The 14,863-nt window shown below is 69.6% G+C and carries 19 protein-coding genes; 12 read left to right on the top strand and 7 right to left on the bottom strand.

Translation table 11 applies throughout. From position 1 onward, the window contains the following. Window positions 1-108 precede the first annotated feature (108 nt). Both DS843_RS29015 and DS843_RS29010 read right to left on the bottom strand, forming a co-directional pair. Complete coding sequence (locus DS843_RS29015; protein WP_286192390.1) at window positions 109-735, bottom strand: response regulator transcription factor; 627 nt, start codon at window positions 733-735, stop codon at window positions 109-111. Further along, complete coding sequence (locus DS843_RS29010) at window positions 725-2,593, bottom strand: sensor histidine kinase (RefSeq protein WP_149472295.1); 1,869 nt, start codon at window positions 2,591-2,593, stop codon at window positions 725-727. Before DS843_RS29010 ends, DS843_RS29015 begins: the two co-directional genes overlap by 11 nt. A 219-nt stretch (window positions 2,594-2,812) precedes the next feature. On the opposite strand from DS843_RS29010, the gene DS843_RS29005 reads away from it, so the two are divergent. Then, on the top strand, window positions 2,813-3,160 hold the full coding sequence (locus DS843_RS29005) for a carboxymuconolactone decarboxylase family protein (RefSeq protein WP_149472294.1): 348 nt from the start codon (window positions 2,813-2,815) through the stop codon (window positions 3,158-3,160). Window positions 3,161-3,243: 83 nt separating this feature from the next. On the opposite strand, the gene DS843_RS29000 is transcribed toward DS843_RS29005, so the two are convergent. Continuing rightward, window positions 3,244-4,107, bottom strand: coding sequence for an MBL fold metallo-hydrolase (locus DS843_RS29000; RefSeq protein WP_149472293.1), 864 nt, complete (start codon window positions 4,105-4,107; stop codon window positions 3,244-3,246). 101 nt (window positions 4,108-4,208) lie between these two features. On the opposite strand from DS843_RS29000, the gene DS843_RS28995 reads away from it, so the two are divergent. From DS843_RS28995 to DS843_RS28970, 6 genes are all read left to right on the top strand, one after another. Beyond that, entirely contained in the window at window positions 4,209-4,544 is a 336-nt protein-coding gene (locus tag DS843_RS28995) for an ArsR/SmtB family transcription factor (protein ID WP_286192389.1), read from the top strand. Window positions 4,545-4,570: 26 nt separating this feature from the next. Continuing rightward, entirely contained in the window at window positions 4,571-4,996 is a 426-nt protein-coding gene (locus DS843_RS28990; protein WP_149472292.1) for a YeeE/YedE family protein, read from the top strand. A gap of 5 nt (window positions 4,997-5,001) precedes the next feature. After that, window positions 5,002-5,439 carry a DUF6691 family protein gene (locus DS843_RS28985; protein ID WP_149472291.1) on the top strand — a complete coding sequence of 146 codons (438 nt, stop codon included), beginning with the start codon at window positions 5,002-5,004 and terminating at the stop codon, window positions 5,437-5,439. Between the two features lie 24 nt (window positions 5,440-5,463). Next, the gene (locus DS843_RS28980; RefSeq protein WP_149472290.1) at window positions 5,464-6,240 is read left to right on the top strand and encodes a sulfite exporter TauE/SafE family protein; all 777 of its coding nucleotides are present in this window, start codon (window positions 5,464-5,466) and stop codon (window positions 6,238-6,240) included. 101 nt (window positions 6,241-6,341) lie between these two features. Then, window positions 6,342-7,076, top strand: coding sequence for a hypothetical protein (locus tag DS843_RS28975; RefSeq protein ID WP_149472289.1), 735 nt, complete (start codon window positions 6,342-6,344; stop codon window positions 7,074-7,076). 113 nt (window positions 7,077-7,189) lie between these two features. After that, entirely contained in the window at window positions 7,190-7,693 is a 504-nt protein-coding gene (locus DS843_RS28970; protein ID WP_149472288.1) for an SRPBCC family protein, read from the top strand. Window positions 7,694-7,768: 75 nt separating this feature from the next. On the opposite strand, the gene DS843_RS28965 is transcribed toward DS843_RS28970, so the two are convergent. The 4 genes from DS843_RS28965 to DS843_RS28950 all read right to left on the bottom strand — a co-directional run bounded on the left by DS843_RS28965 (window position 7,769) and on the right by DS843_RS28950 (window position 10,783). Then, a complete protein-coding gene (locus tag DS843_RS28965; protein WP_149472287.1) occupies window positions 7,769-7,957 on the bottom strand; it encodes a hypothetical protein in 189 nt (62 codons plus the stop codon). Between the two features lie 16 nt (window positions 7,958-7,973). After that, window positions 7,974-9,665, bottom strand: coding sequence for a cbb3-type cytochrome c oxidase subunit I (locus DS843_RS28960; protein WP_149472286.1), 1,692 nt, complete (start codon window positions 9,663-9,665; stop codon window positions 7,974-7,976). A 17-nt stretch (window positions 9,666-9,682) separates the two neighbouring features. After that, a complete protein-coding gene (locus DS843_RS28955) occupies window positions 9,683-10,339 on the bottom strand; it encodes a cupredoxin domain-containing protein (protein ID WP_149472285.1) in 657 nt (218 codons plus the stop codon). Between the two features lie 105 nt (window positions 10,340-10,444). Further along, window positions 10,445-10,783 (bottom strand): hypothetical protein, encoded by a 339-nt coding sequence (locus tag DS843_RS28950; RefSeq protein ID WP_149472284.1) that lies wholly within the window; start codon window positions 10,781-10,783, stop codon window positions 10,445-10,447. 486 nt (window positions 10,784-11,269) lie between these two features. On the opposite strand from DS843_RS28950, the gene DS843_RS28945 reads away from it, so the two are divergent. From DS843_RS28945 to DS843_RS28925, 5 genes are all read left to right on the top strand, one after another. Next, window positions 11,270-11,629, top strand: coding sequence for a hypothetical protein (locus tag DS843_RS28945; protein WP_149472283.1), 360 nt, complete (start codon window positions 11,270-11,272; stop codon window positions 11,627-11,629). 149 nt (window positions 11,630-11,778) lie between these two features. Next, window positions 11,779-12,528 (top strand): Spy/CpxP family protein refolding chaperone, encoded by a 750-nt coding sequence (locus DS843_RS28940; protein WP_149472282.1) that lies wholly within the window; start codon window positions 11,779-11,781, stop codon window positions 12,526-12,528. A 10-nt stretch (window positions 12,529-12,538) separates the two neighbouring features. Then, entirely contained in the window at window positions 12,539-12,811 is a 273-nt protein-coding gene (locus DS843_RS28935) for a DUF2933 domain-containing protein (RefSeq protein WP_149472281.1), read from the top strand. Next, window positions 12,808-13,485, top strand: a complete 678-nt coding sequence (locus DS843_RS28930) for a methyltransferase family protein (protein ID WP_149472280.1) — start codon at window positions 12,808-12,810, stop codon at window positions 13,483-13,485. The genes DS843_RS28935 and DS843_RS28930 overlap by 4 nt, the downstream gene beginning before the upstream one ends. A 16-nt stretch (window positions 13,486-13,501) precedes the next feature. After that, window positions 13,502-14,692, top strand: a complete 1,191-nt coding sequence (locus DS843_RS28925) for a TolC family protein (protein ID WP_149472279.1) — start codon at window positions 13,502-13,504, stop codon at window positions 14,690-14,692. The last annotated feature ends 171 nt before the right edge of the window (window positions 14,693-14,863 follow it).

Below are 14,863 nucleotides of genomic sequence, written 5' to 3'. Positions count from 1 at the left end.
GGGCGGGTGGGCCATCCCATTGGGGGGAACCCTAGACTTGTTAGGGTTTACCCCAAGGACACTATGTCGCAGGGCGCTCTTGAGGACCGGTTACGCTTTGTTAAGCCGTCACCCGGCCTCGAGCAGAAGCCGGGTGAGATCGGCGATCGAGCCGACCTCGAGCTTCTCCATCACATTGTGCCGATGGACCTCGACCGTCTTCAGGCTGAGGTTGATCTCGGCGGCGATCACCTTGTTCGGCTTTCCCCCCACCACGAGATCGGCGACCTGCCGCTCGCGCGGCGTCAGGCGGGCCAGAAGCGACCGGACATGGGCCTTGCGCGTCCGCTCCCCCCAGGCCTGGGTGGATTTCTCGAGCCCCTCGTGAACCCGGTCGAGGAGCATCTGGTCGTTGAACGGCTTCTCGATGAAGTCCACCGCGCCCGCGCGGAAGGCGCGCGCCGCCATGGGCACGTCGGCATGGCCGGTGATGACCACGACCGCCAGCAGCGACCCGGCACGGGCGAGAGTATCCTGCAACTCCAGCCCGCTCATGCCGGGCATCCGCACGTCGGTGACGAGGCATCCCGGCTGGTCCGGGCGGACGGCACGGAGGAACTCCTCGCCCGAGGCGAAGGACGCCACCGGCACCCCGAGCGCACCGATCAACCATGCTAGCGAGTGTCGCATCGCGGGGTCGTCGTCCACGACATAGACGATACGGGATGCGCCAGCGTGGTTCATATCAGCGTGCATGGTGTTGCTCCTTGTTGCCGACCGGAGGCTTGGCATTCGCGACGGGCAGGACGAAGCGCATCACGGCGCCCCCGCCGGGGTTGTCGGTGGCCCAGAGGTGGCCGCCGTGGGCTTCCACGATGGTCCGGCAGATCGACAGCCCCAGCCCCATGCCGCCCGGCTTCGTGGTGAAGAAGGGATCGAACAGCCGCGCCCGCGCCTCTTCGGAAATCCCATGCCCCTGGTCGGCCACCGCGACCTCGACCCGCCCCTCCTCATCCCGACCCGTGCGGACGGTCACGGTGCGGACGCTTCCGCCCGCCGTGCCGCCCGGCACGTCCTGCATCGCGTCGAGGGCGTTCTTGACCAGGTTCAGCACCACCTGCTCGATCTGGACGCGGTCCGCCAGCACGAGGGGAAGGTCGTCGGCGAGATCCCGGGCGATGATGGTGTTGCCGTTGCGCGCCTGTCCCTCGCACAGGGCGATGGCGGCGTGGACGGCCTCGTTCACGGCCGTCGGTTCCAATTGGGACGCCCGCTTGCGCACGAAGTTGCGGATGCGCGCGATGATCTGTCCGGCGCGGTCGGCCTGCTCCGCGATGGCCCGCGTGACCTCCGCCAGTTGGGCCGGTTCCACCGTCCCCATCTCCAGCCGTCGGGTGCAGCCGCGGGCGTAGTTGGCAATGGCCCCGAGGGGCTGGTTCAACTCGTGTGCCAGGTTGCTGGCCATCTCGCCGAGGATGGAGAGGCGGGCGACGTGGTCCATCTCCTTGCGCCGCTCGCGGGCGTTCTCCTCGGCGCGGCGGCGCTCCGCCATCTCGTGGACGAGGTCCCGGTTGGCCGCGCGGAGCTCGGCGGTGCGCACCTTGATCAGGTGCTCGACCCGCAGCGAATGGATGGCCCACCACAGCAGGGCCAGCGCGCCCACCGCCAGCCATTCCCAATGCTCGCGGGCGATGTCGATGAGCGAGACCTCGCGCAGGTAGCGGTAAGGCCCGATGCGCAGCGACCGGAACAGCGCGTGGACGGGCTGGTAGTCGAGCGGCACGGTCCAGCCCTCGTAACCTCCGGCCTTGGCCGCCAGATGATCGGCGGGCATCTGGAACAGCGCGACGACGACCGCCTTCGCCAGATCCTCCGGCGTCGAGGCCAGCCTGGCCAGAGGCCAGTCGGGGTACAGGTCGGTGGACAGGGCGCAGCCGAAGCCCGGCGACATCCTGGGTGCCAGGACCCGGAAGCGTGCCGGGTCCACGCGGCCCTCCGCGGCCAGTTCCTCCAGCACGCAGGCCCGCAGCACGCCGACGTCCACCTCGCCGTCGCGGACCGCGAAGACGACCCGGTCCACGGGAAAGCCGGAGAAACGAAGCTCCTTCAGGTCCCGGTAAGGATCGACACCGGCCTGCAGCATCTCGCCCCAGGCGACCTGGAAGCCGCCGAAGGCGTCGGGGTCGATCGCCATGACGGTGCGCCCCTTCATGTCGCCCATCTCGCGAATGTCGGTCCGGTCGGCCCGGACGATCAAGGCGGAGCCGATGGCGGCGCCCGATGCCCCGGCCCGCGAGGAACGCAGCGTGGCGATGCGGGTCACGCCATGGCGCGCTTCGAGTTCCACGTAGTTGCCGGTGTTGGTCAGAACGAAGTCGACGGTGCGGGCCTGCACGGCGGCCTCCATGCCGGGCAGATCCAGCGGGATCATCTCCGCGCCGCGCTCGGGGAACCGCTCGGCCAGGTATTGGACGGTCGGCTCCCAGGCGGCGTTCGCGTGGTCGCCGCCCCGGTAGGCCAGAACCCCGACGCGGATGGGCGGCTCCGCGGCAGCAGCCGTGCTGGCGGCCAAGCCGACGGCGAGCCAGGCGAGCAGCGTGAGAGGCCGGAGCATGAACCGGTCACGCCGACGACTGCTGCCAAGCCTGGTGACGATCATCCCCATCCATAACCCCCGGTCCTTTCGGGTTCCCGACACACCGTCCATGGCGCTCCCTCTTCAACGAGTAAAGCACAAAGGACAACGCGAGCGGTGTGCAGCACATCCGCCCCGGCCGAGGGAACCATTGCCGCAGTCAGCCATTCTGGGACGGACAAACGCCGAGAGGATCGCATGACCCAGAATTTGCCTTCAGGAGCGGGCCGCCTTGCCGAGCGGCACCCGGCCGTCTGGAACGCCTTCGCCCAACTCGGGGACGCCGTTGCCCGTTCGGGGCCGCTCGACGACACGACGCGGCGGCTGGTGAAGCTGGCCTTGGCGATCGGCGCCCGCTCGGAGGGTGCTGTCCATTCCCATGTCCGCCGCGCGCTTGCCGAAGGCGTCGACCCTGAAGCGATCCGGCAGGTGGCGCTCCTGGCGATCCCGACCCTCGGCCTGCCTCAGGCCGTCGCCGCTACGACGTGGATCGAGGATCTGGTCTCCGGGACCCGCCAGGAGATGCCGGAGACCGGGGAGCCCTGACGGGCCCTCAGCGTTCCGCTGGGAGCCACGTCGGTCATCCTCAGTCCGGACGCTAGTGCGCTCGTTCGTCATGCCCCGTCCCCTCACAGAGCGTCGATAGGGATCTTGAGGTAGCGTTTGCCGTTCTCCTCGGCGGGCGGCAACCGCCCGGCGCGCACGTTCACCTGCACCGAGGGCAGGATCAGCTTCGGCATGTCCAGTGTCCGGTCGCGGGCCGTGCGGAGCGCCACGAACTCGTCCTCGCCCACACCGTCCCGAACGTGGACGTTGCGCGCCCGCTGCTCGGCGACCGTGTTCTCCCAGGCGTACTCGTCCCGGCCCGGCGCCTTGTAGTCGTGGCCGGTGAAGAGCCGCGTCTCAGGCGGTAGGGTCAGGATGCGCCGGATCGAGCGGTACAGGGCGTGGGCGTCGCCGCCTGGGAAGTCACAGCGCGCCGTGCCGTAGTCGGGCTGGAACAGGGTGTCGCCGACGAAGGCCGCGTCGCCGATCAGGTAGGTCATGTCCGCCGGGGTGTGGCCGGGCGTGTGGATGGCCTGAGCCTCCAGGCCGCCGATCCGGAACCGCTCGCCGTCGGCGAACAGATGGTCGAATTGGCGCCCGTCTGCCGCGAAGCCGGGTTCCATGTTGAACAGAGCGCGGAAGACCTTCTGGACCTCGCGGATGTGCTCGCCGATGCCGATGCGGCCGCCGACCCGTTCCTTCAGGTAGGGTGCCGCCGAGAGGTGGTCGGCGTGGACGTGTGTCTCCAGGATCCACTCCACGGTGAGGCCGCGCTCACGCACCAGCGCGATCATGCGGTCGGCCGAGGCGGTTGCGGTGCGGCCCGACTTCGGGTCGAAGTCGAGCACGCTGTCGACCAGAGCCGCGGCCTGGGTGGCGGGATCGACGACGACATAGCTGACGGTGTTGGTCGCCTCGTCGAAGAGCGGCATCACGTCGGGTTTCATGGAGACCTCCTGGCTGGCCTGGCGGGACCGTTCCCAATACCGCTTGAACAGGTGGCTCGGCCTCATATATTAGTCAAGGCTAAATTAATGATTTGGAAACTATGCCGGACACCCCCAACGATCCGCCGATGGACCCCGCCGAGTTGGAAGCCCGCGCCGCCTATGCCGAGGCATTCCTGCGCTCGCTCGCGAGCCGCCATCGCTTGATGATCCTGTGCTCGCTGCTTGAGGGCGAGGTGCCAGTTGGCGAGCTCGTCCGGCGCCTCGGTCTCTCCCAGTCCAACCTGTCCCAGCACCTCGCCAAGCTGCGCGAGGAAGGACTCGTCGCGCCCCGCCGGGACGGCACGGTCATTTTCTACCGCATCGGCTCAGACCGGGTCCGCCCCATCCTCACCGAGCTCTACCGCCTGTTCTGTGCCGCTCCTCGCCCCGAATGACGGCCCAATCCCGACCTTCGAGACCCATGGAAAACTTCACGCCTGCTTCGGCCGCCCTCGGCGGCCTCCTGATCGGTTTGTCCGCGGCCCTCCTGTGGGTTGCCAAAGGCCGGATCGCCGGGATCAGCGGCATCCTCGGCGGCCTTGGCGCGCGGCGCCCCGGCGACGTTGCTTGGCGCGCCGCCTTTCTGGTCGGCCTGATGGCGGCGCCGCTGCTCTACGGCGCGGCAGGCGGTGCGCTGCCGCATTCCGCGTCGCCCGCCAGCCCCGCCACTCTGATCGTCGCCGGTCTGCTGGTCGGCTTCGGCACCCGACTGGGCAGCGGCTGCACGAGCGGTCATGGTGTCTGCGGCCTGGCCCGACTGTCGCCGCGTTCCCTGACGGCCACCGGCCTGTTTATGGCCAGCGCCGCCGCCACCGTCTTGGTCGCCCGCCACCTGATCGGAGTCTGACCGCCATGCCCGCCCTGCTCGTCGCCCTCGCGTCAGGCCTGCTGTTCGGCCTCGGCCTGACGGTGTCCTCCATGATCGACCCGGCCAAGGTGCTGGACTTCCTCGACGTGGCGGGCTCCTGGGACCCGAGCCTCGCCTTCGTGATGGCCGCCGCCATCCCGGTCGCGGCGGTCGGCTTCGCCCTTGCGCGCCGACGCGGGACGCCCTTGATCGACACGGCGTTCCGTGGCCCGACCGCAACGGCCGTCGACCGCCGACTCGCGACCGGCGCTGTCCTGTTCGGCGTCGGCTGGGGGCTGGTCGGCTACTGCCCCGGCCCGGCGCTCGCCGCGTTCGGCCTTAGTGTTCCTGGGGCGGGGCTGTTCGTCGCCGCCATGCTCGCCGGGATCGGCGCCCATGACCTGATGCGGTCCATCCGCATGCGTCGCGCTGCGACAGTGTGACCTTCTCCAACCTGGAACGCTCAGATGCCCGAACTCCTCACGATCCTGTCCGGCTCGCTGGTCGGCTTCTCCCTCGGGCTGATCGGAGGCGGAGGGTCGATCCTGGCCGTGCCGCTGCTGCTTTACGTCGTGGGCGTGCCGGACCCCCACGTCGCCATCGGCACCAGCGCCCTGGCAGTCGCGGCGAACGCCTTCGCCAACCTGGCCCAGCACGCCCGGGCCGGGACGGTGAAGTGGCCCTGCGCGGCGACCTTTGCCGCCTCCGGGGTGGTCGGGGCGCTGGTCGGCTCGACGCTCGGCAAGGCGGTCAACGGCGAGAGCCTGCTGTTCCTGTTCGCGCTGGTGATGGTCGCGGTTGGCGCCTCCATGCTGAGGAAGCGCGGGAGCGAGGGCGACCCCGGGGTGCGCATCAACAAGTCCATTGCGGTGCGGCTGGTCGGCATCGGCTTCCTGACCGGCGCGATTTCGGGCTTCTTCGGGATCGGCGGCGGCTTCCTGATCGTCCCGGGCCTTCTGCTCGGCAGCGGCATGGCCGTGCTCAACGCCATCGGCTCGTCGCTGTTCTCGGTGGGCGCCTTCGGCCTGACCACGGCGGCCAACTACGCGCTCTCGGGACTTGTCGACTGGACGGTCGCGGCGCTGTTCATCGCCGGTGGCGTGGTCGGCGGGTTCGCGGGCATGAAGGCCGCGGTGGGGCTGTCCACGCGCAAGGGCGCGCTGACCAAGGTCTTCGCGGGCGTGCTGTTCGCCGTCGCCGCCTACATGCTGTACCGCAACGCCGGTGTCCTCGGCCTATTCTGATCCGATCCAACATGGGCCTAAGAAGGCTTTTGAGTGTGGCCTTCCCTAAACCCCAAGCCCCTGGACGTGGCGAACTCGAAAGCCACAACGAGTTCCTGGCCATGCGCCAGGACATCCTGGCGCTCAAGGCCGAGCATCGCGACCTGCTCTCCAACGATCTCGGCGCCGTCGGCGGCCTGCTGTTCGACGTCGGTTCGAGCCAGTATGCCGCGCCGCCGCGCGTGGACGACGCGGTCGCCCAGGCCACCTGGGAGGCGGACCTGGCCAAGGTCCGCGAGGAAAGCGCCAAGACAACGAAGGCGGCCGCCGCCGAGCGCGCGGGCGACCGCACGCACACCATAATCCAGGGCTGGCTGCGCGACCTCGGCAGGGCGTTGGACTACGACGTCTGGATCGCGTCGAACGACCGTGGGCGGCCTTACGACGGCGGAAAGCTCGGCGAGGGCTGCCTTGAGCGCCTGCCGGGGGCGATCGAGAAAGCCCCCGGTGCCGACGCCGTCCGGCTCATCGACGTGCTGTGGCTCGACCGCGGGAAGGCGCACGTCGCCGCCGCCTTCGAAGTCGAGCACTCCACCTCGATCTACTCGGGCATCGTCCGCATGCTCGATCTCGCGCTCGGCGGCGACGCGCACGCACTGGAGGGCCTGTTCCTGGTGGCGCCGAACGGCCGCGAGGAGGAGGTCCGCACGCAGCTGGCCCGGCCCGCCTTCTCGCGCGTGGCCGACCTCAAGGTCCGCCACCTGCCGTACGGGGAACTGGAGTCGCACCGGGAGTCCATCGCCCGGTTCGGAAGCGGCATGAAGGCCATCCACGCCATCTCGCGCACGCTCGTCTGAGCGGCGCTGGCGGGACACGCGCCACGGCGGCTTGTTGAAGAGGCAGGGGCCCCGGGGGTGCCCCTGCCGGACCATTTCGTCCCCGAGAACGATGGCTTCCGCAGTAGGCGGATATGGCTTACCCGTTCCACGAATCCGCGACCGTCGAGGTGGCCATGGCGCCAGAGCAGCTTTTCGAACGCCTGGACGACCACACGCGGCTCACCGCGCACATGGAGAAGCCTTCCATGATGACGCTGGGCGGGCGCATGACCTACGCCTTCGACGAGGACAAGGGGCGTGCTGTCGGATCGGTCATCCGCATGAGCGGCCGTTTCCTCGACATCTCCCTGGGCGTCGACGAGGTTGTCACCGAACGCGATCCGCCGCGGCGCAAGGTGTGGGAGACCATGGGGCGCCCCCGGCTTCTGGTCATCGGTCCGTACCGCATGGGCTTCGAGATCGAACCCAAGGGCGACGGTTCGGCATTGCGCGTGTTCATCGACTACGCTCCTCCCGCGTCGCCGGACTGGCGCCTCCTCGGCAGTCTCCTTGCCGGAACCTACGCCCGCTGGTGCGTGAGGCGCATAGCGGCCGATGCCGTTGCCCTGGCTGCATTCAAGGCCAGAGCGGCTTGAGCCTCTGGTTGAGAGGTAGAACCCGGCACCGGGGCCGAGAATGCCCAAGAGCACTCCCGGCCGCTTCTCCGCCAGTCAGCCCTTGCGCGGCCTCTTGCGGAAGGCAATCAGTACCCCGGCGAGCGCCAGGAACACGATGGCGCCGCCGCCCCAGACCCGGACGTAGCCGGGCATCCCGAGGCTGGGGACGAAGGCGTAGACGGCGGCCAACCCCGCCCACACCGTGACGATGGCCAGGGTCAGCCAGAGTTCGTCGTTCTTCATGGCTTTTCTCCTGCGCTCAGTGCCCATGCCCGCCGCCGATCGCGATGATCGGCAGGGATTGGATCAGCTGGAACGCGACGATGGTGAAGACGTACATGGCGGCGACCAGCGCGGCGACCGACACCGGCCCGGTCCACGCGGGCGCGGCGCCGACGCCGCGCGCCCTGGCCTGCCAATCGACCACGGGAGCCCGTTCAGCCGTCGCGCGCCGCGACAGCAGCGTGCGCACGACGCCGTAGACGGTGACCGAGATGGCCACGGCGAAGACCGTGGCGCCGACGCCGACCAGGGCCATCAGCACCGGCCACGCCGCGGGGGCCATGCCGCCGTAGCTCACGTCGAACACCCGGCGCGGCACGCCCATGAACCCGGCCGTGATGCCCGCGGCGCCGAAGATGACCAGACCGATTGTCACGACCACCGGCATACGCTTCAGCACCGCCGGGCGCCACAGGCTGCCGCCGCTCAACGCCGGGAGCATGACCATCATGGCGGCCAGGAACGTCTGGGTCAGCACACCGACCGCGAAGAAGTGGAAGTAGCCGGGGACGAAGAAGGTGTCCGACAGCATCGGCGCCAGTTCGCCCTGGATCAAGACGAAGGCGAAGGTGATGCCGACCATCATGTTCACCACCGCCCAGCCCATGTTCGCCATGGCCGGGTTGTCCCACGGCAGCCCGCGCATCCAGCCGAAGAGGCCGGTGGCGCCGCGCGCCCGGGCGCTGGCCTCCAGCGAGGAGACGATGATGGCGAAGGCCGCCAGCGTCGGGACCGAGACGAACAGCGACAGCAGCGAGCCGACGACCCGCACGCCTTCGGACAGGTTCGGCTCCAGGAACATATGGTAGAGGCTGGTCGGCGGCACGAAGACCAGATACGCCGCGAAGACGACCTTCGACATCCTGGCGCCGTGGATGGACTTCACGCCGGTCAGGTGCTCGGTCAGCACGTACCACACCAGCACCGTCGCCATCAGCGGCAGGTAGTGCAGGTTGTGGAACAGGATGTGCCACTCGGTGCCGTGGTCGGCCGGGAACGGCCCGGCGCCCAGCGACCACAGCATGCCCGGCAGGAAGGCGTTCGTCGCCGCGATGGCGCTGACCACCAGGAACCCCGCCCAGGCGAACAGCGCGAAGCCGATGGAGGTGAAGGCGTCCGCCTCGCCACGCAGCCGGGGCTGGAGCACCGTCGCGATGCCGCTCACGGCCGAGGCGACCAAGCCGCCGGAGAGCAGCAGGTAGCCCAGCGCGAAGAACCCGACCGAGCGCGGATCGTCCGCGGCGAGTTCCGGGCTGCCGTCGTAGAGCAGCGGCGTGCCGGTGTAGGAGATCCATTCGCTGACACCGAAGCCCGCCAGCATCAGCGCAGCGCCCAACCAGGCGAACGGGTGCAACGCCAGCCCGCGTCCGTTCTCGGCAGCGGCGAGCACAAGCAGGAGGGCCGCTTGGATCAGGTACAGCCAGTAGAAGAACACCGACACGCCGTGCAGGGTGAGCAGGCGGTAGGCGTCGTCGGGGAAGAAGGTCAGCGCACCGGCACGGGCCAGGGCGGTCACAAAGCCTCCGATCAAGCCCAGCACCAGCGCCAGCAGGGCGGCACCGAACAGCAGCTTGAGGAGCGCCTTGTCGGGCGTCGGCAGGGCTTTGATGCGCGCCGCCAGGGTGGGCTTGGAGCCGACCGGGGCGACGTTCGTTGAGATGGTATTCATGGTGGGGCCTCCCCGGGTCACGCGACGACGATGCGGCCCTGCATGGCGTCGTGCGCCTGGCCGCAGTAGACGGTGCAGTACACGAGGTACTCGCCCGGCTTAGTGAAGGTGATCGTCTGCTCGGTGACCGTGCCCGGCCGCAGGCGGATGATGCGGCTGGCGGAACCCAGCTGGATCGACGCACCGTGGGTGATGTCGTCCGCCATCATACGGAACCGGTACGCCTGCCCGGCCTTCAGCCACAACATGTCCGGGCTGTAGGAGAATTTCCGGGCCATCAGGTAGACGTCCACCGGCTCGCCTCTGGCGTCATGGCCGTGGTCATGTCCCTTGGCGGCGTGGCTGTGCGTGTCCTCGCTGACGTGCGGGTTCACGCTGCCGTCCTTCTGCGTGTACCGCTGGATGAAGTAGTCGTGTTCGAAACGGAACTCCTCGGGCGCCATGCCCGCAGAAGCCCCGTGACCACCGTGGCCACCGGCCTCGGCGGGTGCTTCGGCGGCACCATGGCCGCCATGCCCACCACCGTGAGCGTCGGGTTCGGGGGCAGCGGCCGCCTTGCCGCCGAAGGGGAGCGGTGCGGCCCCGTATGCCGCCCAGGCGCCGTACAGGGAGACGGCGCCGAAGCCCAGTCCGGCGATGAAGCCGCGACGGGTCGTGAAATGCCTCTCGGACATCGTGAGAGTCCTCTGGTCGCGTGGTCGGAATCGCTCGCGAACGCCGCCGGTCGGGCGGCGCGTGGCCGGGCGTCCGACGCAGACGGCGTCAGGGCGCTCGGCCGGTCAGAGGACGGTCTTCGGAGGGGGCGTGTCCGGCGCGATGTCCCGGGCGTTCGGGACGTAGTCCGGGCGCGGGTGCCAGGACGTCTCCACCGCCGTCACCGCGACGGCGACGACATGGTCCGCCGGGGCTTCGGCCGCCGGGCAACACGGAGCCACGACCACGAGGGCGGCCTTGTGGGAGTCGCCGTGCAACGGGGTCGAAGGCGACGGCGTGTGGTGGGAACTGTGCTCAATCGGGCCGCCATGGGCCTCCACATGCGCCATGGCTCCGCCCGTCGCGCCCACCAGGAGCGCGAAGGCGAACGCCAGAACGGCGAAGATGTGGCCCAACCGCGTCATGTCTGCCATCGTCACCAATGACCCGGATTCTCCCAAGCCATGCCAACCGTAACCCGTATCGTAGGTTCGGGAATTGATCGGCGTCAACCCGGCGCCCGTGTCATCGTCCGGTCGTGGAAAGGCCGCCGCGGACGACACATCACTGGGCGATGGTCGGGCGGTGGTGCCTTGCGCCTGCGGCAGGGCGGCGCCGGTGACCGGACAGGAGACGCGTTCGACTTTGTCCTTCACCTTCCAGCGGCTGGAAGGCGCAGGGTTCTTCCTGTGGAATCTCCGGCCCGGTTGAAGGTGCGGGGGACATTCCGACGCACTCCTTCTTCGACGCTTGGTGGGGATCGTTGCCGAAGCCATCTGTTGTTGCAGGGGGCTGGGAACGGTCGTAGGTTTCCATAAGGGTGCGGTGGGCACTGGGGTGCCGCACGGCTCCCACAAGATGAGGCAAACGCCATGTGGCGTGCGACGCGGTCGTCGGTGAGGAGGGTAGTGGTGAGCCTGCTGATGCTGGCCACGCTGCTCGTCTATGCCGCGCCGAGCCACGCCAACCTGGGGCCTCACCATGCGTCCCAGACTCCTCACGAGCACGTTCTGGTCGACAACCATGGCGACGCCATCGCGACCGTCCCGGACCACGAGCACAAGGAAGCTCCGTGTGGGGATCTTGGCCTGCTCGACGAAGGGGCCTGCTGCAGCGTCGCTCAGTGCGTTACCATGCACGGAGGCCTCCCCGCTGCGATGGCCGAGGCGTTCACCCCGCGCCTGAACACGTCCCAGCATCTGCCTGCCCTGGCCACGCCGGACGGCATCGGCATCGACCCGGCTTTCCGCCCCCCCGCTCTGACCATCTGACGCCACGAGTCCGCCCGCGCCCGACCTGAGCCTCGGCTCGGCGAGGGACGCCGGTCCCGGCCCTCGTGCGCTTGGCTTTTGCGTCCCCGGCGCTCCCGCGTGGAGTCCGTCCGGGATGGCTCGAACCAGATGTTCAGATGGAGGACGCCATGTCGTCTCTCACCCGCAAGATGCTCCCGGCACTCGCGCTGACCGCCATGATGTCGGTAGCCCAGGCTCAGACCACCACGGACCAGGACCACAACGCCCATCATCCGGACGGGGCCGCTGCCACGACGCAGGCCCAGCCCGCTCCGGCCCCCACCCCGGCCCCCACGCAGCCGACCCCGGGCGCGAAGCCCGGCGCGCCCGGCAACGCGCCGATGATGGGTCAGGGCATGGGCAGCGGCATCATCGTCCAGCCCGGCGCCCAGGCGCAGGGTGGCCAGCCCGGCATGATGATGAACATGGACCAGATGCGCTCGATGATGGGCGGCATGTCGGGCCAGCAGGACGGCCAAGCCGGGATGATGGGGCCCGGCATGATGTCCATGATGCGACAGATGATGATGGGCCAGCAGGGCGGAATGGGCTTGCCCTTCGAGCACGTCGAGGGCCGCATCGCGTTCCTGAAGGCCGAACTCAAGATCACCGACGCCCAAGCGCAGCCGTGGAACGCCTTCGCCGACAGTCTGCGGGCGAACGCCAAGGCCCATCGGGCCATGCACGAGCAGATGACCAAAGGCGGCATGCCCTCCTCCTGGCCCGACCGGCTCGCTTTCCAGCAGAAGGCGCTCGCCACCCGGCTCGACGCGCTGAAGGCGCTGGAGTCCGCCGCCAAGCCGCTCTACGCCGTGCTGACCGACGAGCAGAAGACGCTCGCGGACCGGCTGCTCCCCGGCCCCATGGGCATGATGTGAGGAGGCGGCCATGACGCACCACGAACACACCCATCACGCTCCCGAGCCGCAGGAGCGCACGCCCTGGTACCGGACCTGGACCGGCTTGGCCGGACTCGGCGGGGCCGCCCTGGCGGCCGTGTACCTGTCACTCTTCCACGTCGACCATGTGCTCGACGCGCTTCCGCTTCTCGTCCTGCTCCTGTGCCCGCTGATGCACCTGTTCATGCACGGCGGCCACGGGCATGGCGGCCGCGGCGGGAATGGTGACGCCGACCGGTCGAACAAGGGAGGCACGCCATGACGCACGAAGCCTCGGCCTATGGCCTGTGGGTGCTGGTCGTCCTCAACTCGGCCATCTTCATCATCTTCGCCTTCAGCTTCGGCAAGCCGCAGTCGCCCCGGGACTGGCGGTCCTTCGGGGCGTTCAGCGCCTTCATCGTGGCCCTGTTCACCGAGATGTACGGCTTTCCGCTGACCATCTACCTGCTCTTGGGCTGGCTCCAGACCCGCTATCCGGGCCTCGATATCCTGTCCCACGATGCCGGGCACCTCTGGTCGACCGTCCTCGGCCTGGAGGGCAACCCGCACTTCAACGTGCTGCACATCCTCAGCAACGTCCTGATCCTCGCGGGCTTCGTCCTGCTCTCGGCGGCCTGGAAAGTGCTTCACGCGGCGCAGAAGCAAGACCGGCTCGCCACGACGGGCGTGTACGCCCATGTCCGGCACCCGCAGTACATCGCCTTCATCGGCATCCTGTTCGGCTTCCTGCTCCAGTGGCCGACCATCCTGACGCTGGCGATGTTCCCGCTGCTGGTCCTGATGTACATCCGTCTGGCCCGGTCCGAGGAGCGGGAAGCCCTCCGGGTGTTCGGCGCCGAGTACGAGCGTTACGCCGCGGTCACGCCGGGTTGGCTTCCGCGTCTCTCCTCCCGTGGGCCGAACCACCCCAGAGTGGGAGGGTCGTTCGGTGCGTGATTCTGGGTGGACGCTCATGAAGCAAGCGGCGGCAACGACCGTCGCCGTGTGCCTGCTGGCGCTCCCGGCCGGAGCGCAGACGCTTCGGGACGCGGTCGAGGGCGCCTGGAGGCTCAACCCCGAAGTCAGGAGCCTGGAGGCCCAGAGGGCCGTGGCCACCGCCCGGCGCGGCGCCGGGAAGGCGCTGGTCCCGGCCGCCCCGGCGGTCACGCTGCGGCACACGAGCGACTACTTGAACCGGAACATCGGACGGCGCGAGTACGAGGCCGAACTCGGCGTCCCGCTCTGGCTGCCCGGCCAGGGAACGGCGACCGTCCGGGCGGGCGACGCGCTTCTGGCGCGCACCGACGCCGAGATCGCCGCCCGCCAGCTGGCGGTCGCCGGGGAGGTCCGGACGGCCCAGTGGCAGGTCGCGCTGGCCGAGCGCCGCGCCGAGCTCGCCCGGCAGCGCCTCAAGGTCGCCCGCCAATTGGAGGCCGACACCCGACGGACCGCCCGCGCCGGGGAGATTTCGGAGGCCGACCATCAACTGGCCCGCGCCGAAGCCCTCTCCGTCGCCACGGACCTCCACGACGAGGAACTCGCCCTGGAGGAGGCCCTCCAAGCGTTCCGGACGCTCACCGGCATGACGCCCCCGAAGGCGGCACCGGAGCCGGACATCGGCGAGCCGCCGCTTGAGCAGCACCCCTCCCTGCAGGCGGCGCGGCTGGGCGTCCGCTCGGCCCAGGCCCAGCGCCAACTGGTGGACCTGACAACGCGCGACAACCCGGAGGTCGGGCTGATGGCCCGCCGCGAGCGCGACAGCCGCGAGGAACGCTACGACACCGTGTTCGGCGTCTCCGTCCGCATCCCGTTCGCGGTCGAGGCCGTGAACGCGCCCAAGCGGGCCGAGGCGCTGAGCGAGGTCGTCCGCTCCGAGGCCGAGCAGGCCAACGCGACCCGCACGGTCGAGTCGGACATCCGGCAAGCCCGCCTCGCCCACCAAGCGGCGAGCGAGCGCCTGTCGATTGCGCGCGACCGGGCTGCGGCCCTCAGGGCACGCCTGTCGAACATCGAGCGCGCCCGGAGGGCGGGCGAGATCAGCCTCGTCGAGTACGTGCGCGCCCAGGAGGCGGCCTTCGAGGCCGACCTCGCCCGCGCCACCGCCGAAGTCCAGCTCGGCGCCGCCCGCGCCCGTATGAACCAGTCCCTCGGAGTTCTCCCATGACCACCCGACGCCTCCTTGCCGCGACCGCCGTCGCCGCGAGCGTCGCCGCGCCGGTCGCCGCTCCCGCCCTTGCCCACGAGGGCCACGCCCATGGCGGCGAGGAGCCGAAGCCGGTCGTCACGACGGCCGATCCCACCCTGGAAGCGTCCTCGTCCGACTTCGAACTCGTGG

The sequence above is a fragment of the Roseomonas genomospecies 6 genome, assembly GCF_008365375.1.
In the GTDB taxonomy this organism is placed as follows: Bacteria; Pseudomonadota; Alphaproteobacteria; order Azospirillales; family Azospirillaceae; genus Azospirillum.
The sequence above is the reverse complement of the archived record's forward strand: the minus strand, read 5'-3'. Positions and strand labels throughout refer to the sequence as shown.